We start from the raw sequence: 18,301 nt of genomic DNA on the forward strand, positions 1-18,301 counted from the left end.
AAATATTTGTATTTCATTATTTTTAGTCTATACCTTTAAAAATTAATGGTGATAAATCTATCATTTAATATTCACTTAGGTGTGGACATGAAATTCAGTCATAAAGTCGCTATTCCGACACTAACCGCCGTTGTTGGGTTCTTAATTTTTATGGTAATTATCAACCTAATTTTGAACCATAATGAAGAGCGGATAAAAGAAGTCAAAAATATCTACTTTCCAGTATTAGAATCTGCGACGGTTGCTAATGGGACTATTAAACAAATAGAGCAAAGCTTTGAATCAGCCGTGACATTAGGAGAAGAAGACGCAATCGAGTCAGCTGAAAACTCTTACAAAGTGTTGCAGCAAGAGCTGAAGAAAATAGAGCAGATTCTTCCTAGTCAGAAAAATACTATTTTGTCTGTTTCCGACATGGCTAGCCAATATATGACCCAAGGTCGAAACTTAGCACAGGGGATTATCGATGAGTCTATCGATATGGATCAAATTATCCCTCTTGGTGAAAAGTTGAATGGGCTAAAATCTAAGCTAGAACAAGACTTAGGTCAGTTGAAAAAAAACAGTGATGCTGATTTTAACAAGATCATCCTCGACTCTCTAGAAAGCTCGCAAAACGCTAAGGTATACGGGTTATGGATAGCCATCATTATTATTGTAAGTGTCTTGGTGGTCAGTATCTGGAGTATTCGATCTTCAGTTCAATCTATCGTTAGGGTGAGTTCATCACTTAGAGAGATTGCAGAAGGAGAGGGGGATTTAACTGAAAGAATTGAGTATTCCGGCAGCCAAGAAATTGAAGAGCTAGTACGTTGGTTTAATGTATTTATCGATAAATTGCAGACCAGTATTACTTCGGTTCGAACCAGTACAGATGGCTTGGTCGAAATTATCGAATTCTTAACCAATACCAGCTCCAGCACTCAAAAGTTTATTTCAATTCAAGAACAATCCGTGCACAGTTCATCTGAGGCAATTCAGGACATGAGTCAAAGTGTTCATCAGGTAGCCGATTTTGCAGGTCAAGCATCCAATATTGCGAATGAAACTAATGACTCCGCGTTATCAGGAAAGAGAATGGTTGAGTCAACGCTTGATGTGGTCCAAGAGCTCGCCCAAGAAGTGCAAAATACCTCTGAAACTGTCAAAAGCTTAGATAGCCACTCCAGTAGTGTCAGTACTATTTTAGAGACCATAGAAAGCATAGCCGAGCAAACTAACTTATTGGCGCTCAATGCAGCAATAGAAGCTGCTAGGGCAGGCGAGCACGGACGAGGCTTTGCAGTCGTAGCAGATGAAGTCCGCACTTTGGCTTCCAGAACCCAATCGTCCACTCAGGAAATTCAGGAAGTACTATCCCAGCTTCAATCGTATTCACGCTCAGCCGTTGAAGCAATCACGAGAGGCTCATCCAAAGCGGAAGAAAGTGTTAGCCAGTCAGAAAAAGCTAACAGCTCACTAAACGAAATTACTGAAAAGGCTCAGCAAATTTCAGAAATCAATAGACAAATAGCCAGTTCTACCACCGAGCAAACAGCAGCATCAAATCGAATTCAAAATAACATTGATGAAATCGAAAAAGTGTCCACGGATGTTATCAACAATACCAACGAAATGGATCAAATTACCAATCAGGTCAAACTGGTTTCCGATCAACTACAGGTGGTGGTGAATCAATTTAAGGTTTAATCAAGAAAGCAAGGAGCATGTCCATGCAGTGGAGAATAGCGATTGGCTTGTTCGCATTGGTGAGTACACCAAATGTGTTCGCTGAAGCGACGGTTGAAGAGAGGATTACCATACTCGAACAGCAAGTTGCCAGCTACAAAAGCCAAATGGAATCAAACGACGAGGAAGACAGCCGATTTACCTTCGGTGGCTACCTCAGCTTCGGGGTAGGTTACGAGAGTCAACCCTACAACTATGACGGTATGGGTACCAATAAGCGTTCTGATTGGGAGCAGTTGTCTTTGGTTGGCCTTCAACTCAATTACCAATTTAGCGATAGTACGTCTGTTGGTGTTCAAGGTCTTGCACAGGGGGCTGAAAACTGGTCAACAGAGATCACTTGGGCTTATCTTAAGCATCGTTTCGATTCTGGTATTACAGTGCGTGCTGGTCGTTTAGGAGTACCACTATATATCTATTCAGATTACATTGATGTTGGTTACGCCTACCCATGGGCACGAACGCCGGTCAATGTATACGGCTTGATGCCATTTACTTCTTATACAGGGACAGACGCGACATATAGTTTTGACTTAGACGTTGCTAGTTTACGAGTACAGTCTTTTGTAGGGAGTACCACCTCGGATACCAATTTTGGTGAAACCGACTTCCCACTTATCTATGGGTTGAATTTGACGCTTAACTATGACGACATGATGTTTCGTGTGATTGGTGGTAAAGCTAATGGCCTGACCATAAACAACGGAAACTCAAATGCGACCAACTCGTATGATTTGCTTATCAACAACAATACCAGTCTAGTGGTAGGGACATTAAATGATGAAAACGCATTTTTTGTTGGCTCTGGCTTTGCCTACGATGACGGTGACTATTTAGTGATTTCTGAGCTTATCAGACAATATACAGCGGGTATGTATCCAGATTGGAATTCAGGGTACATAACTTTGGGTTACTACATTGAAGAATTTTTGCCTTATGTGACCGCTGGATTTATTCGTTCCACCGATGATGATCTGCGTGAGTCTAATTCTACTTCACAGCTGTTTTTCAACACCATGTACAATACCTATTCCTTAGGGGTGCGTTGGGATGTGTATGAAAACATTGCGTTAAAAGGTGATGTGACATTGCTTGATAATTTTGGTGATACCAATGGTGCACTTTCTGGAAGAGCAGGGAAAGCTTTGCTTGGGCAGTCGGTGACCGATAGTTTGGTGATATACACCATTCGTTTAGATTTAACGTTCTAGGAGGCAAATGATGAAATGGTATTTCTTAATGTTTGCTATTCTATTGGGTTTTGCAAACGTAGCGAACGCGGAGATAGTTGTGATTGGTAGCAAAAATATGCCCGAGCTATCTAAATCACAAGTGAAGAGCTTGTTTCTCGGCAAATTGAATAAAGTCGAAGGGGTCGATCTGGTCAAAGTATTGTACTTGAAAAAAGGGGACGCCACGCGAAAGACGTTTAATAAAAAGATCTTGAAAAAGCGTGAGAATCAATTGAAGTCTTATTGGACCAAAATGATGTTTACTGGTGAAGGTAAAATGCCAGAAAGTATGCCAGATGCAGCAGCGATGATTGCAAGTGTGTCTGGTAGTAACAACACTATCGGTTATGTAAACGCGGCCAGTTTAAATGATTCAGTTAAGGTATTGTACAAGTTCGACTGATGCTCTTAACGGTGATGCACTAATTTCAATGGGAGCCTTTGCTCCCTTTTTCTTGCTCGAGATACACCATTTAACTCCTTCCCCAAGTGACGTGATTCAGAATGATGTAAGTAGGCCTCTTCATTTAGTATCCATCAAGAATATTGAACAAGTCGAACAATAATGGACTATTTTTTTCTGGTTGAGTCTTTCCTAGCATAACGACAATACTGATTATGCATAAGGGAATCTCAAATGATCACAGTAAGACATAGCAATGATCGCGGTCATGCAAATTTTGGTTGGCTTGATACCAAGCACAGCTTCTCTTTTGGTGATTACTACGATCCAGAGCATATGGGTTTCTCGGTGCTACGTGTCATTAATGATGATGTAATAGAGCCGGGGAAAGGATTTGATACGCATGGCCATCGTGATATGGAAATCCTGACTTATGTACTTGAAGGGGCTATTGAGCACAAAGACAGCGAAGGAAACACACGGATATTATCTGAAGGTGAGTTTCAATTAATGTCAGCAGGGCGCGGTATTTATCATAGTGAATACAACCCTTCTAATGACAAAGCACTCAGGCTGCTGCAAATTTGGATAGAGCCCAATCAGCTAGGTGGACAGCCAGGTTATCAGCAGAAAGACTTTGGCAAAAGTGTCGGGCTTACACCGATAGCGACACCTACTGGCGAGCACAGTACGCTCACGTTAAAACAAAATGCTAGCCTGTATCAATTAGTGTTACCTGCCAACTCGTCTTTGAAACTAGAGCTGGGTATGAACAGAAATATGTATATTCATCAAGTCAGTGGCGATCTTATGCTGGTGAATCAGGTTGAGTTGCATTCAGGTGATGGGGCCAAAATTGATGCACACAGTCACGTTGAATTGGTCAACCAAAGTGCTGAAAGCGTTGTTGCCCTCGTGTTTGATTTGCCATAGAGCCTATTGGACGAAGACCAACAAGCTCTATCATCAAGTTAGTTTACAAGAAATCAGCGCGGCGCATGCGCTCAATAACGGATTCTTTTTGTTTTTGAGTCAATGATTTCAATGGTAGGCGAGGGTTGCCAGCATCGATATCATGCAGCGCCATCGCTGCTTTTCCTGCCGCCACGCCGCCAAACTCAACCAATACCGATATCAACCCCATAACCTGATCCATCTTTTCAATCACCTCACCGTGGTTACCTTGTTGAAAAGAGTCAATAATCGAGTAGAAGTGCTTAGCCGCATAATTGTAGGTGCTGCCAACAGCGCTTTTTGCGCCGAGTGCCAATGCTCCAGGTAAGGACTCATCCACTCCCCAAGGGATATCGAACTTCCCATCACAAACGCGTAAGCAGCGCTGATATTCATAAAGATCATGGCTGTTAAATTTGATGCCAGATAAATTTGGAATTCTACTATCAGCTTCGATTAAGAATTGTTCCATGTTCAGGTTAACCCCTGACATACTGGAGTGATAGTAGTAAAAACCTTTTGACGGTGCCGCTGCGGCAACAACAGAGCAATATTCAACGAGCTCATCGATATTGCTAGGTTTAAAAAAGCAAGGACCAATCACTGATGTCGCGAGTATATCTAATGATTCAGCATGTGTGGTGAGCTCCAGTGTATCTTTAATGCTTAGCGCACCCGTATGGACAATAAGTTCAAGTTGGCCATGACTTTCTTTGACCCAGTGCTCAGCAATGGCTTTTCGTTCTGACACACTGCAGTGAATGCCCTCTCCTGTTGTGCCACATATATACGCTCCAGTGATCTTTTCATTTACCAAGTGACGAGCAATTTTGCTAATTTCTACGAAATTAACTTGATTGTCGGGAGCAAAGGGCGTGTGCGGAGCGGCAATTAGACCGGATAGCTTTTTCATGATGTCCTCGCTAAGAATAAGGCTGAAGTTAAACTTCATAACCTTGGTTAAGTTTGGAGTTTTATGAATCCTATGGCGTTCCACTTCGGTACGCAAGGCTATTTGATCGATGGCAACGGATTTTGTGAGCCATCACAAGCTAGCCTGAACAGCAAATAGGTTTTTATGTGCTAGTGACGTGTCAGAGAAGTCTGAATTCTATTTTGGAGTAATACTTCATTATATATCGCATTGTGAAGTGACTTAAGTATAAGATAATCCAATCTTCAGTGACGATAGATTGATATCAAAACGGCGTGTATATGAGGTTTACTTCGTCGTCAGCCATATTAAACCAAGTAGAGAACTAGACTATGACTCAGCAAAAAACGAAAGCTGGCAATATTATTTATACCATTGGCAGTTTGTACAATAGCCTTACTCCTTCTGCCAAGCGTATTGCCGATTATGTTGTCTCCCACCCCGATAATATAAGCAAGCTTTCCATTGCAGACATGTCTAAAGCGGTCAATGCAGGGGATGCGACGATTATTCGTTTCTGTCGAACCTTAGGATTTAAAGGTTACCAAGAATTTAAATTAGAACTCGCTGTTGAAGTATCGACATCAGAAGCCACGGAATCTTCGATACTGGATACTGATATAACCACAGACGATAGTGCGGAGATACTCGGTAAGAAATTGCAATTGGCTATTGATAATGTGCTTTCAGAAACGCTGATGTTGGTTGATTTTTCTCAACTAGAAGAAGCGGCCAGCGTACTTGGAAAGGCGAAATCCATATACTTTTTTGGTGTGGGTTCATCTGGAATCAGTGCAGAAAGCGCGAAATACAAATACATGAGAATTGGGCTAGATGTTGATGCGTTTTCGAATAATCACTTTATGTATGTGAAAGCTTCCCTCCTACAACCTGGTGATGTGGCGATAGGAATCAGTCATTCGGGTGAGTCAGCGGAGACGATTAAGTCGCTGAAACTGGCGAAAAATAATGGAGCGATGACGATAGCACTGACCCATAATCCGCGCTCCTCATTGGCGAAATTTGCAGATTCTGTGCTGGTCAATGGGAATAATCAGGGGCAATTACAGGGGGATTCGATAGGAACTAAAGTGTCGCAATTGTTCGTTTTAGATTTGCTGTACACGCTCTTGGTGCAAAGAGATATGTCCGGGACAATGGCGAATAAACTGAAAACGACCGAAGCGATTTCAGATTGATACTCGCGTGTCTTTTTGAGATCTCACCGACAATTATATTGTGCATTGTGAGATGCTGATCTCCATTTTTAAGTAATATTTTGAAGTTTAACTCCGTTTATTCAGAATGAGGTGGTGCTTTTATTCAATAGTATAAAATGGAGTATCAGTTAAATGGGTGAGGTAAAAACTCAAACTTTGGCAGAGCTTGCCCAAGGGTTCGTTTCATCATGCCAGCCTATTGATAATGGGCCTATGGATTGCCCTGAAATAGTCGCAGCGATGGCTAAAGCAAGCATTTTGGGAGGGGCAGTCGGGCTTCGTATCGAGGGAATCAACAATCTAAAGGCTGTGCGCGCACAGACCTCGGTACCGATTATTGGCATTGTGAAGCGCGATCTCAAAGATTCCCCCGTCCGAATTACGCCATTTGTAGAAGATATCGCCGAGTTGGCATCGGCAGGTGCCGATATTATAGCCATTGATGCTACGGATAGAGACAGGCCAGTCCCGATTAATCGTTTGGTGGAGGCGATTAAAAGCCATGGATGTCTCGCCATGGCTGATTGTTCCAATCTTGAAGAAGGGCTCTATGCCCAGTCCTTAGGTGTGGACATCATCGGTAGCACTTTATCGGGCCATGTGTCTCAGCCGACACCAGAGATGCCCGATTTAGAACTCGTCAGAGCCTTGGCGCAAAAGGGCTGTTTTGTGATGGCTGAAGGGAGATATCACTCTCCCCAGCTTGCAGCTCAAGCGATTCAGGCTGGAGCCAATTGTGTCACGGTAGGCTCTGCCATTACTAGAATAGAGCATATATGTCAGTGGTTTGACGCATCTGTGAAGCAAGCGAAAGCTAAGGCGGCAGAATGTCTACCTGCTTAGCACTAGATATTGGTGGCACTAAAATCGCGGCTGCCGTGATTCACAATGGCCACATTGAGCGTCGAGTCCAAGTCGACACCCCTAGCTCGAGGTCTCCAGAATTACTCTCTCAGTCAACAAGGAAAGTGGTTTTACCTTGGTGTTCCACGGTGGATTTTATTGCAGTGGCTTCAACCGGTGTGATTCATGACGGGCAATTGAGCGCGCTTAATCCCAGCAATCTAGGCGGCTTAAACCTCTATCCACTGCAAAAAGAAATACACAAAATAAGTGGTAAAAAGGTATGGGTCATGAACGATGCTCAAGCGGCTGCTTGGGCTGAATATCAATCGCTAATGCCCAGTGTTTCTGACATGGCTTTTATTACTGTATCAACGGGTGTCGGTGGTGGTCTTGTTATCGACAATAAGTTAGTGACTGGAAAAGGCGGCATCGCTGGGCATATTGGCCACACGCTAGCTGATCCAAATGGCCCCACTTGTGGATGTGGACGTCAGGGCTGCTTAGAAAGCATCGCCTCTGGTCGCGCAATGGCAAGTTTTGGGCGACAGTATTTCGGTCATGATTGCACAGGCAAAACGGTGTTTGAATTTTTTCAGCGCCAAGACCCTAATGCGATAAAAATTGTGTCTCAGTCAGCAAAAGCAATCGCCAATGCGATTGCCAACCTGAAAATGTCTTTCGATATACAAGCGATTGTTTTAGGGGGAAGTATTGGCTTAGCCCCAGGATACCTGCCCCTTGTTCACCGTTACTTAACATCAATGCCCAACGCCTATCAAGTCCCGTTAACGCTTGCCTGCAATGGCGATGATGCAGGATTAATTGGCGTCGCGTCTTGGGCAACTCGACAGCAACACAACTCTCTACAACCCCTACTTTAAAAGGCCCATTTTATGGAAGCTCATTCACTTGGAACACTCAATTACATAGCATTAATCGTATATTTAGTGGCGATCATGGCGGTGGGAATTTACTTTGCCAAACGGCAAAAGTCGGCGGATGATTATTTCAAAGCGGGTGGGCGCATTCCTGGCTGGGCAGCAGGTATCAGTGTCTTTGCAACAACTTTGAGCTCAATAACCTTTATGTCGATACCTGCAAAAGCTTATACAGGGGATTGGACGTTTTTGGTCGGCCAGTATATGGCGATTGCAGTTTTACCCGTTGTATTTTGGTTTTATATACCGTTTTTTCGTCGATTGAACTTAACCTCGGTTTATGAGTATTTAGAGAGACGCTTTGATGTAAAAATGCGCTTGTTCGGTAGTATCTCTTTTATGTTGTTTCATGTGGGGAGAATCTCGATCATTATCTACCTCACTGCACTTGCGTTGATGCCGTTTGTCGATATTAGTCCACTGAGCATTGTTTTCCTCATTGGTGTACTTTGTATTGTGTATACCTTTCTCGGTGGTATCGAAGGCGTGATATGGACAGATGTGATTCAAGGGATCATGTTATCTGCTGCTGCAATTCTTATCTTTGTGATCATCTGTTTCAATGTGAATGGCGGAATTGGAGAAATCTTTAGCTTTACAGCAGCACATGATAAATATTTCCCGGCTGACAAGTTTGCGTGGAGTTGGACCGATAGCACCGTTCCAGTGTTATGTGTCGGTTTCTTTTTTGCGGCTCTGCAGCAGTTTACTGCAAGCCAAGATGTGGTTCAGAGATACATAGTGACAGACAATATTGAAGAGACGAAAAAAGCGCTCATCACTAATGCCAAACTTGTTGCTTGTGTGCCCGTCTTCTTTTTCGCAGTAGGTAGCGCACTGTTTGTCTATTACTCACAGCACCCCGACTACTTGCCTGAAAATTTTAATACCGGTGGCATTTTACCGTTTTACGTTATTTCTCAAATGCCAGCAGGCGTGGCTGGCATTATCATTGCGGCGATATTTGCCGCCTCGCAGTCAAGCATATCCAGTAGCTTGAACAGTATTTCCGCTTGCTTCACTTCTGATATTTACGAAAAAATAAATGCCAATTCCAGTCCAGAGCAAACATTGAAAGTAGGCCGTTTGCTCACTGTGGTTTCTGGTGTGCTGGGGGTATGTGCATCTACCTACTTAATTTATGCCAATGAGTCTGAGATCTGGGATGCTTTCAACAGCTTACTGGGTTTGATGGGCGGACCAATGACTGGGCTGTTTATGCTGGGCATTTTTGTTAAACGAGCGAACTCAATTGGTGCGTTATTTGGCGTCATTGCCAGTGTGATCGTTGTGATCGGCTTACGACAATTTACTGATCTGAACTTTTTCTTCTATGGTGTATTTGGCACTCTTGTGGTTGTTGCCGTGGGGCTTTTAGTGTCACTGATGGGAGAAAAGCCAAGAGCAAAGCAAACCGTAGCGCTAACAGTAGGTCGATAGCATTCTTTCAATTAACTTATTTAAAGCACAGCCTAATCAATATCTTGCGATTTGGCTGTGCTTTTGGGCTATGCTAGACCTCAGGCGCTTTTTCTATACACTCTTTCTGGTCGGCCAACTTTTCCATGCTGTATTTCTGCAGATAAAAAGCCTTGCGCGGTTAAATATTCAAGGTAACGGCGAGCTGTGGTTTTGCTCACGCCAGTGAGCTCGCCTAGACTGACAGAAGTAAATACGGCTTCTGAGTTGGAGAAGGCGTCAATGACCAGCTCTAGAGTTAACTCATCAATACCCTTTGGTAGTGTCTGCATGGCCGAAGACTTTGACTGAAACTTAAATAGCTCATCGACGTGCCGTTGGTTGATATTATCACTGGCTTTCAATGAGTTAGTATACTTTAGATATCTTTCTAATGAGTCTTCAAGCCTATCATAGGAAATGGGCTTAATCAGATAATCAAATACGCCGCGGCGAACGGCATCTTTTACCGTTTCCATATCGTTGGCGGCGCTGATAAAAAGCACATCTGGTGTGGGCGTCATTGCTGAAATATCGTTTAGCAAATGGATGCCTTTGCCATCGGTGAGGTAGTTATCGAGCAAGACGAGTTTAGGCTTTAGAATTCTCAGCATTTGCTGGGCTTCGGCAATGGTCTTAGCGATACCAATGGGTCTAAATCTTTGAGTTTGCTGTAAGTAGTGTGAATGATAATCCGCTAGATTAGCTTCATCCTCCACAATTAATACATCATATATTTCCATTATTTATTATCTCTTTCGTTCGGCTCACGTTAGGGTTAAAAACCCTAGGAATAAAAATCGAAAAAATGGTGCCATTTGGCTCGGCATCGTCGGTCAATATTGTCCCACCAATATCGGTCACTAATTGGTGAATCAAGTAAAGGCCAATGCCATGGCCAGGCTGTTGTTTGCTGCTGATCCCTTTTTCAAACAGGGATTCTTTTAATGTATCAGGTATGCCTTTGCCGTTATCAGCGACTTCAATGACTAGCTCAGCATCATTCGCATCCGATAGCAAAAGGCTCACGATTCGGTTGCTATTAGGGTTGGCCAATGTGGCCTCAAAGGCATTATCTAATAGGTTACCCACAATAGTGGCGAGCTCTTCTTCAGATACGCTTTTTAGCTCATGGTTCAATTGGCAATAAGGGTCAAAGTCTAAAGTTAACCCAAGCTCTTTCGCCCGGCTGTATTTGCCCAGAAGTAAGCCTGCGATCACCTTTGAACGGAAAGTGGTCACAATGCTGTCGATAAAGGCTTGGTGTGATGCAGACTCTTTTCTAATGATATCTAGTGCTTGCTGATGGTTGCCCATTTGTATTAGCCCACTAATTGTGGATAGTTTATTGGCATATTCGTGGCTTAACACTCTAAGATCATCGGTTTGTTGGCGCACATGTAATAGCGCAGAAGTGAGTGAGCTTTTCGAATCTCTGAGACGAAAGCTGGTTACCCATCCGGAGAAGCCATCACCTTTTATTAGTGGAACTCGAGTGGCAACTAAGGTTTCGCCATTACAAACGATCAGCTGGGGTAGGCAAGCAGCATTTTCTAATTCATCAGGGGTTGCACCCTTACCGATGAAAAAGCCGCAAGGTGAGAGGATCTCTTCCACCTTATTTCCTTGCAGTCGTTTCGAGTTCGAGGGTAGGCCTAGTGTCTTGATAGCTTGTCTATTGGCCGAAATCACCATGCCGTCTGCATCGACCGCCAAAATGCCTTCGTATACCGTTTCCAACACTGACTTTTGTAGCTGTAGCGTAGTGGCGATTTCTTTTGGTTCCATACCATACATTTGCTTTCTGATGTGTCTAGAAAAAAGCCAAGCGGCAAAGATAGAGCTAAATAATACGAAAGCCAATAAAACGAAAAATGGGGTCGAATATAGCAGTAAGGTTGCGTTTACCGAGCTAAGTAAATAGCCAACGGATACCACACCCACTATCTGCCCTTGCTCCGTCTCGATGGGGGATTTTCCTCTCACTGACCATCCTAAGCTGCCTTGTCGTATCGAGGAATAACTTAACCCCTTGCTAAGCGCTCTTTCGTTATCCCCACCTTGCATGGGTAATCCAACCTTGTGTGGATTGGGATGAGCCAGGCGAATACCGTGTTTGTTACCAACAACGATGAATTTCGCATCCGTTAATGCTTGTAAGCGAGCGATCTGGTGATGAACAGCGCTGACGTCTTGATGTTTTACCGCGGCGATGAGTTGAGGGTCGCTGGCAATCTCGCGTGCTTGGACTAAGGCTCGTTGGCGCATTTGATGCTTGAGAACGTCTGAAAAATAGAAATGATAAAACCCTGCAATGATAGTGACTTGCACTACTGCGACAGACAAAAGTAATAGTAATACTCTCTGAGTAAAAGTTAACTTGCTTTTCAATGTATAAATTGAGCGTAAAAAAGACATGGTAGCTTTTCGTTATGAGGTCAGTTGAGCCAAGGCCTCAAGACCTTAATGACCAATAAATTAACAAATCTATAAAGGGTCGCGCTAGTTTCAGGAACTAAGATTACAGGGAAGTGGTGTTGTGAGATGGAAAGCTGTTTGATGGATCACATTATTGGCAAAGTGAATATACGGGAAATAATAGGCTGAGGGTATTCCCCAGCCTTTTTAGTAGAATATTAATGACTGAACATACCGAATATCACACTGGCAATGACGAGTACGATACCGCCACCTAGACGAGAAGAAATTTGCGCATAGGAGAGTAGGCTCATTCTGTTGGCCGCTGATAAAACTTCAAGGTCACCAGAGCCGCCACGGTTTGCCATACACAGCCCAGCACTGATCGCAGATTCAATAGGGTAAAAACCCATTAACCATCCGCCCAATGCGGCGCCAAAAATGGCCCCAAACACGATGAGGGTTGCAACAATTAAGTTAGTGAAGCTCAGAGCATTCAAAATATCACCTAAATCGGTATAAGCAATACCAACACCCACCATCAATACCCACAGTAAGTGGCTGGTGAAAAACGACGCAAGCTGTTTGCTTCCTTCCTTAATTTCATCTGAGCACCATCCGCAAGCGTTAATAATGGCAACAATCACAACCATATAAGCAAAAGTGTGGATTTTCACTTCGCCAAAGCCAGGCAGAATGTGTTTTGAAAGCGCTGAGGAAAGCGTGTAAACACTGGCAGCGAGCATTAAACCTATCGCGATTTCACGCGCTGTAATACTCGGTGCCGAGCTCTTCGCGCCAGCTTCAAAGCCTGAGTTCCTAAGCAGTTCACCGTTGCCAGTTAAGGAAGGGCGCTTTTGACCAATAGCATTCAAAACGGCCGCAGCTAAGATGGCAACAACGTTGGCAATGGTTAAAATGGCAATGGCCACAGAATAATAGTGCTCCTTAGAGCCTCCGGTTACGGAGTGATAGATTTCTGACAATGGTATAGCGCCAGCGCCGTTGCCACCTCCCATAATGGGTAGGACATACAGCATTAGTATGCGGCTGACTGGAATGCCAAAAATCAGCCCTCCTATGATTCCCATAATCGCAGCCCCCAACACCGCCGCAAGAATAGAAGGAATGTAGCCGACCAGTGATTTGATGAGCAGGCGGCGATTCACGGCCAATATGGAGCCTGTCAGTAGCACGGCAATAAATAGGTCGAGAAAATCGGTTTTTTTCATCACCTCAGAGACGGTGTTGATTTCGTTTTGTCGCAGCCATCCCATATGGACCAACCACGCCGTGACCAAAAAGATCATGATAGGCGCGCCGCCTATGTATTTGTTAAAAATAGGCAGCCGCTTACCTAACTCTCCAAATAAAGCGCCGATGACAAACATGAAGCTGAGCCCACCCACAATATTGTTTGGTAGAGTGTTGGTCATGTGTGCGACCAGTATTATTGCAAATAATCCTAGGTATAGCGGAAGAGGTAAGCTAAATACGGTCAATTGCGATAGCACACCATTGCCAGCAGGCTTGCTGGAGGGGAGCGTTAACGTTTTTTCATTCATCATGTTTGTTCCATGTTACTAGAAATTAAACTTATTATGATGACGGTGTAAAAACGTACAGTGAGAGCGATCGCCAATCCCCGTAGATTAAAACGTACTTATGAATTTTATAAATTTTATTCTGCTGTTAAATAGCATCTATTTGTAAAGGTAGGGTGATCCTAAATGTTGTGCCTTTGTCCTGTTCGCTTTCCACTGTGATGTCACCCTTGAGAAGTTCAGTGACTAAGTTGTAGACGATATGTAAACCAAGACCTGAGCTACCTTGCCCAAGCTGAGTGGTATAGAAAGGATCAAACACTTTTGACACTTTTTCAGTATCGATGCCTTTACCATTATCAGTCACGTCGATTCGGACTTTACTCTGTTCTATTAACAAGCATTCGATAGTTAGTGATTTCTGCGCACTTTCTGCGAAAGCATGGCGAATGACGTTGTTAATCAATCGGTCCATGACTTTGGATATGGCGTCGGGGTAGCTATGCATTTGTAGAGATTTTGGGTAGTGCTCAGATAATGATATCTGTTCTTTGCTGAGCAACGAGCTCACATTCAGTTTGAGCTCAGTCAGTAGCTCTGGAAGATCAAACTTGGCTTTGTGGAAGTTGGCTTGGTCAACGGAGATTTGTTTAAAGTTATTGATGAGCTCAACCGAGCGCTTTAGGTTTTTCTCTAAAAATTCGGCGCTTTCTTCAATGCGTTGGAAATAATCTTCCGCTTTGCTTTCATCTTGGATGTGTTTGAATTCATAAATCGTGTCTTTAATTGAACTGGAAATGGTAATGGCGTTACCAACAGGGGTGTTGAGCTCATGTGAAATACCCGAAACAAGGGAGCCTAACCCTGCCAGTTTTTCTGAGCGAACCAGTTTTTCTTGCGTCTGTTTTAGTGTGGTTAATGTAGCTTCTAACTCTTGTGTACGCTCTTGAACGAGGTTTTCTAGGTTCTCAGTCTGCTTGTTGATGGTCTGCAAATGTTCCCTACGTTCTAATTCGGTATCTTTGACGCAATCAAACCAATATCGCCACTTTTGTGGCACATTTGGGATCTGAATGTTCGATTTTTGCGGAAGATCTTCGACAAAGTGGGCCAATTTTAATGCTGGCTGGCTAAAGCGCCAATGCTGATGCAGTACAATAAAGAACAAGATTGCCGCAAACGCGAAACCCGTTATCAAATAAGGCAGTAAGCTAGATAGGATATACCACATCATTTCTGTATGGGATATTTCTAACACTAGGCTCCAAGGCGTGCCCGTTAGCGGATAGGCATACCAATACCCATCATGAGCTGATTGCCTTTCACCACTAGCAACCTGATGTGCAGCTCCGGGAGCAGAAAGTGATAAAACCTGCTCATGGTTGACGACTTCTTTAGCTTTTGTAAGCGCGCCCTTACTGTCGCCAATGACTAAGCCACTTTTAGCAACAATGGCAAGATGCCCGATAGCAAGTTGTCGCTTAGATAGGATGCTATCTAGTACTTTTAGCGTGATATCGGTTCCAACTGCGCCAATATAAGCATCTTGGTGGTAAATAGGCTCTAGTAAGGAAACCATCATACCTTTACCGCCAGCATCGAGGTAGGGGCGTGTCCAGCGATGCTCTTTGTTCGGGTTTGATTCTGGCCCAACAAGTTTAACGGGCAAAGTGCCTCCCGCGTCATATACCACATCGAGGGTTGAGTCCATATCAGTTGAAGCGGTCGCATCAAATAGTACTTGATAAGGTAAACCCGGATAGAGCAGAGAGTAGCGTTTGTTGGCGTCGTAATAATAGCTCCACTGAAAGTCCTTATGCAGTCGATGGGTCGTCACGACTTCAGGCATCATTGATAACAATACGGAGACGCCAGTACGAATATCCCCTGAGTTTGAATGTACATAGAGCTGACCAACTTGATGCTTCAATGAATCTGACAAGTTGTTCCATGGGGCAAATGTTGGAGCTTCAGGAGATTGGAGAAAAAGGTATTGGGTCAGTGCGTAGTTGTACGCTTTTTCGGGATAGCTACGATGCGCCTCCAATGCTTGCTTCATCTTGTCAACATGATTTAAAGAAACGGAGATTGCATTGTTTAGCGTGATCAATGTTTGTAATGCGTGGTGCTTTTCTTCATTGATGATACGTTTTTCTGTTTGCTGGCCAAGATAAAAAGCATTACCTAGTGTGAGCAACAGAATAAGCACCAATCCGCCATAAAGAATCGCATGATAGCGACGGATCAATGAAGTTGAAGCCAACGATGAGGCTGTATGTTTTTTACGGGCTTCCGAGAGCGGGTCAGGCTGAACGTTATCCTTGTTCATGAATACTCTCCATGTAGAGCGAATCAAAAAAATCTCCGTTCTATTGAGTATACCCAAGTTATGTCAAGATGCCTGACTGAAGTGATAGTTCACTCATCACGAGTAAAACTTGTTTTCTATCTGATAACAAAAAACTATCAATCTAATAAACAATTCCAATTGTTAATTATCAAAAATAGCCATTAATATTTTCATCATCAAGTGTTCGCCAACTAGAGAAATTAGTAACTGGCATTCGATTTGAGCCGCGTTTACAGAGCAGTGTCTAATAAGATATCCGAGGTTAATATGACTACTAAAGTACTCGACTTACCAGAAAACAAATGGGAAAGCGTGATGTTGGAGCTTTTGAGTGATACACCAATACAATTAAATGGTGTAAACAAGCACGATATCATGGTTTCTCATCCTGACTTCTACAAACGAGTATTGCAAGAAGGGTCGATTGGGCTTGGTGAAAGTTATATGGATGGCTGGTGGCACTGCGATCAGTTAGACCAGCTATTTTATTACTTGCTTAAATATCACGTTGACGAGAAGAAGCCTGCCAACATAAAAGACACATTATTTGTTATTCAATCTCGTTTGTTTAACATGCAGTCGAAGAAGCGTGCCTGGATGGTTGGGGAAGAGCATTATGATCTTGGCAATGATTTATACGAGAGAATGCTCGACCCATACATGCAGTATTCTTGTGGATACTGGAAAGACGCGACGGACTTAAAAACCGCTCAAGAGAACAAGCTAAAACTCATCTGTGAAAAATTGCAGCTTCAAGAGGGGGAAACCTTACTTGATATTGGTTGCGGCTGGGGTGGTCTAAGTGAATACGCGGCAAAAAACTATGGCGTGAAAGTCACTGGTGTGACCATTTCTAAAGAGCAACAAGCGTATGGAATGGAGCGTTGTAAGGGGCTGCCCGTTGATTTGAGACTCTGTGATTACCGAGATCTTAATGAAACCTTCGATAAGATTGTCTCTGTTGGTATGTTCGAGCATGTAGGGCCTAAAAATTATCAGACTTATTTTGACGTTGTATCGCGCTGCTTGAAACCTGGTGGTCTATTTCTTTTACACTCCATTGGCAGTAACGAAACTCAAGTCAACGTGGATCCGTGGATTAACAAATACATTTTCCCCAATGGTGTGTTACCTTCCATGGAACAAATTAGCCAAGTAAGTCAAGGTAGCCTAGTGATGGAAGATTGGCATAACTTCGGTGCTGATTACGACAAAACGCTAATGGCTTGGAAGGAAAACTTTGAAAAAAGCTGGATAGATATCCAAGGTAATTACTCCTCTCGCTTTTATCGCATGTTCTATTACTATTTGTGCGCGTGTGCAGGTGCATTTAGAGCCAGAAACATTCAACTCTGGCAAGTACTATTTAGTAAAGAAGGCGTTGAAGGCGGTATCCGCGTACCCAGATAAGTATTGGCGTAACTAAAAATTTCTACCTATCCATTGTAAACCTTTTAGAAACAGCTGTGGCAAATCATGTGTGACCTGCACCCAACAGGTGGTCAATTGGGTGCGTGAGCATCGCGACGGCTCTATTGATTTACCCACTGTTTCTGTTTTTTTTTTTGCTATAGCACCGCGCCTCAATAGCTTTAAGGTTTACAATTGGATTCAAGTCTTCTGTTCATTCAGTTAAACATACCTTTCTTAAACCGATCTTCACACTGATAGTCTCATAAAGGAAAAATAGTTCGGTAGAGCACTACAGACTAAAAAGGAATTGATTGCGTAAGCAGTGGGTTATAAAGTTGTTCCCGCCTGAAGTAATTTTGGTATAAGTATTTATCAAGAGCCGAATATTGACCAACAAAATCAGAGTAACGTTTTCAGAATGAATCTATCAAAGCTCCAATATCACCATATGGGTATTCCAACCACTGAGAAGAAACCTGACGAAAGGTACAGCCCTGTATTTAAAATGTATACAACCAAGGGTAATAATGCATTTCGTATTCAGTGGCACCGGTTCGAAGACGGTTGTCCATTACACCCACTTATTCAGTCTCAGCCTCATGTTGCGTTTAAAGTCGATTGTTTGCAACAAGCTGTTGAAGGCCAGACCCTACTACTAGAGCCTTACGAGCCAATGCCCGGTTTTAAAGTCGCGATGATTGAGGTTGAAGGAGCACCTGTTGAACTGATTGAGACCACACTTAGTGAAGAACAGATTTGGCAGACAGATCATCAAGGGTCAATGATGTACCCAGATGAGGAGCCAATAGGCTGATTCTGATATGCCTGCATCGACATGGCGGACTTCTCTGTCATGATAATAA

At 43.3% G+C, this 18,301-nt stretch carries 15 protein-coding genes; 10 read left to right on the top strand and 5 right to left on the bottom strand.

Features of this window, described 5'->3' with window-relative positions; genetic code table 11:
• Window positions 1-87 precede the first annotated feature (87 nt).
• The 4 genes from M9194_RS20360 to M9194_RS20375 all read left to right on the top strand — a co-directional run bounded on the left by M9194_RS20360 (window position 88) and on the right by M9194_RS20375 (window position 4,296).
• Complete coding sequence (locus M9194_RS20360; protein ID WP_250614541.1) at window positions 88-1,689, top strand: methyl-accepting chemotaxis protein; 1,602 nt, start codon at window positions 88-90, stop codon at window positions 1,687-1,689.
• Between the two features lie 23 nt (window positions 1,690-1,712).
• Window positions 1,713-2,939, top strand: a complete 1,227-nt coding sequence (locus M9194_RS20365; RefSeq protein WP_250614542.1) for a hypothetical protein — start codon at window positions 1,713-1,715, stop codon at window positions 2,937-2,939.
• Between the two features lie 7 nt (window positions 2,940-2,946).
• On the top strand, window positions 2,947-3,363 hold the full coding sequence (locus tag M9194_RS20370) for a type 2 periplasmic-binding domain-containing protein (protein WP_250614543.1): 417 nt from the start codon (window positions 2,947-2,949) through the stop codon (window positions 3,361-3,363).
• A gap of 234 nt (window positions 3,364-3,597) precedes the next feature.
• Window positions 3,598-4,296, top strand: a complete 699-nt coding sequence (locus tag M9194_RS20375) for a pirin family protein (RefSeq protein WP_250614544.1) — start codon at window positions 3,598-3,600, stop codon at window positions 4,294-4,296.
• A 43-nt stretch (window positions 4,297-4,339) separates the two neighbouring features.
• Here the strand turns inward: M9194_RS20375 and M9194_RS20380 are convergent, their stop codons facing one another.
• Complete coding sequence (locus tag M9194_RS20380; protein ID WP_250614545.1) at window positions 4,340-5,230, bottom strand: dihydrodipicolinate synthase family protein; 891 nt, start codon at window positions 5,228-5,230, stop codon at window positions 4,340-4,342.
• 353 nt (window positions 5,231-5,583) lie between these two features.
• On the opposite strand from M9194_RS20380, the gene M9194_RS20385 reads away from it, so the two are divergent.
• The 4 genes from M9194_RS20385 (at window position 5,584) to M9194_RS20400 (ending at window position 9,695) form a co-directional block, all read left to right on the top strand.
• Window positions 5,584-6,450, top strand: coding sequence for a MurR/RpiR family transcriptional regulator (locus M9194_RS20385; RefSeq protein ID WP_250614546.1), 867 nt, complete (start codon window positions 5,584-5,586; stop codon window positions 6,448-6,450).
• Window positions 6,451-6,603: 153 nt separating this feature from the next.
• Window positions 6,604-7,314, top strand: coding sequence for an N-acetylmannosamine-6-phosphate 2-epimerase (locus M9194_RS20390; protein WP_250614547.1), 711 nt, complete (start codon window positions 6,604-6,606; stop codon window positions 7,312-7,314).
• The gene (locus M9194_RS20395) at window positions 7,299-8,198 is read left to right on the top strand and encodes an N-acetylmannosamine kinase (RefSeq protein WP_250614548.1); all 900 of its coding nucleotides are present in this window, start codon (window positions 7,299-7,301) and stop codon (window positions 8,196-8,198) included. The genes M9194_RS20390 and M9194_RS20395 overlap by 16 nt, the downstream gene beginning before the upstream one ends.
• Window positions 8,199-8,210: 12 nt before the next feature.
• Complete coding sequence (locus M9194_RS20400) at window positions 8,211-9,695, top strand: sodium:solute symporter family protein (RefSeq protein WP_250614549.1); 1,485 nt, start codon at window positions 8,211-8,213, stop codon at window positions 9,693-9,695.
• Between the two features lie 80 nt (window positions 9,696-9,775).
• Here M9194_RS20400 and M9194_RS20405 read toward each other — a convergent pair whose 3' ends face one another.
• The 4 genes from M9194_RS20405 to M9194_RS20420 all read right to left on the bottom strand — a co-directional run bounded on the left by M9194_RS20405 (window position 9,776) and on the right by M9194_RS20420 (window position 16,004).
• On the bottom strand, window positions 9,776-10,459 hold the full coding sequence (locus tag M9194_RS20405) for a response regulator (protein WP_250614554.1): 684 nt from the start codon (window positions 10,457-10,459) through the stop codon (window positions 9,776-9,778).
• The gene (locus tag M9194_RS20410; protein ID WP_250614550.1) at window positions 10,443-12,131 is read right to left on the bottom strand and encodes an ATP-binding protein; all 1,689 of its coding nucleotides are present in this window, start codon (window positions 12,129-12,131) and stop codon (window positions 10,443-10,445) included. The genes M9194_RS20405 and M9194_RS20410 overlap by 17 nt, the downstream gene beginning before the upstream one ends.
• A gap of 218 nt (window positions 12,132-12,349) precedes the next feature.
• Window positions 12,350-13,696, bottom strand: coding sequence for a citrate/sodium symporter CitS (gene citS / locus M9194_RS20415; RefSeq protein ID WP_250614555.1), 1,347 nt, complete (start codon window positions 13,694-13,696; stop codon window positions 12,350-12,352).
• Window positions 13,697-13,823: 127 nt separating this feature from the next.
• A complete protein-coding gene (locus tag M9194_RS20420; protein WP_250614551.1) occupies window positions 13,824-16,004 on the bottom strand; it encodes a sensor histidine kinase in 2,181 nt (726 codons plus the stop codon).
• Between the two features lie 288 nt (window positions 16,005-16,292).
• Here M9194_RS20420 and cfa point away from each other — a divergent pair, with 288 nt between their 5' ends.
• Window positions 16,293-17,435: a cyclopropane fatty acyl phospholipid synthase gene (gene cfa, locus M9194_RS20425; RefSeq protein ID WP_250614552.1), complete on the top strand. Its 1,143-nt coding sequence runs from the start codon at window positions 16,293-16,295 to the stop codon at window positions 17,433-17,435.
• Between the two features lie 421 nt (window positions 17,436-17,856).
• On the top strand, window positions 17,857-18,252 hold the full coding sequence (locus tag M9194_RS20430; RefSeq protein ID WP_250614553.1) for a hypothetical protein: 396 nt from the start codon (window positions 17,857-17,859) through the stop codon (window positions 18,250-18,252).
• Window positions 18,253-18,301: the final 49 nt, after the last annotated feature.

Source organism: Vibrio sinus (genome assembly GCF_023634645.1).
In the GTDB taxonomy this organism is placed as follows: Bacteria; Pseudomonadota; Gammaproteobacteria; order Enterobacterales; family Vibrionaceae; genus Vibrio; species Vibrio sinus.

Bases quoted from the DNA above. Each gene is read 5' to 3' on its own strand.
- M9194_RS20375 (WP_250614544.1), top strand. From the start codon at position 3,598: ATGATCACAGTAAGACATAGCAATGATCGCGGTCATGCAAATTTTGGT.
- M9194_RS20370 (WP_250614543.1), top strand. From the start codon at position 2,947: ATGATGAAATGGTATTTCTTAATGTTTGCTATTCTATTGGGTTTTGCA.
- M9194_RS20410 (WP_250614550.1), bottom strand. From the start codon at position 12,131: ATGTCTTTTTTACGCTCAATTTATACATTGAAAAGCAAGTTAACTTTT.
- M9194_RS20365 (WP_250614542.1), top strand. From the start codon at position 1,713: ATGCAGTGGAGAATAGCGATTGGCTTGTTCGCATTGGTGAGTACACCA.
- M9194_RS20400 (WP_250614549.1), top strand. From the start codon at position 8,211: ATGGAAGCTCATTCACTTGGAACACTCAATTACATAGCATTAATCGTA.
- M9194_RS20430 (WP_250614553.1), top strand. From the start codon at position 17,857: ATGAATCTATCAAAGCTCCAATATCACCATATGGGTATTCCAACCACT.
- M9194_RS20380 (WP_250614545.1), bottom strand. From the start codon at position 5,230: ATGAAAAAGCTATCCGGTCTAATTGCCGCTCCGCACACGCCCTTTGCT.
- M9194_RS20385 (WP_250614546.1), top strand. From the start codon at position 5,584: ATGACTCAGCAAAAAACGAAAGCTGGCAATATTATTTATACCATTGGC.
- M9194_RS20420 (WP_250614551.1), bottom strand. From the start codon at position 16,004: ATGAACAAGGATAACGTTCAGCCTGACCCGCTCTCGGAAGCCCGTAAA.
- M9194_RS20360 (WP_250614541.1), top strand. From the start codon at position 88: ATGAAATTCAGTCATAAAGTCGCTATTCCGACACTAACCGCCGTTGTT.
- M9194_RS20395 (WP_250614548.1), top strand. From the start codon at position 7,299: ATGTCTACCTGCTTAGCACTAGATATTGGTGGCACTAAAATCGCGGCT.
- M9194_RS20390 (WP_250614547.1), top strand. From the start codon at position 6,604: ATGGGTGAGGTAAAAACTCAAACTTTGGCAGAGCTTGCCCAAGGGTTC.
- citS (WP_250614555.1), bottom strand. From the start codon at position 13,696: ATGAATGAAAAAACGTTAACGCTCCCCTCCAGCAAGCCTGCTGGCAAT.
- cfa (WP_250614552.1), top strand. From the start codon at position 16,293: ATGACTACTAAAGTACTCGACTTACCAGAAAACAAATGGGAAAGCGTG.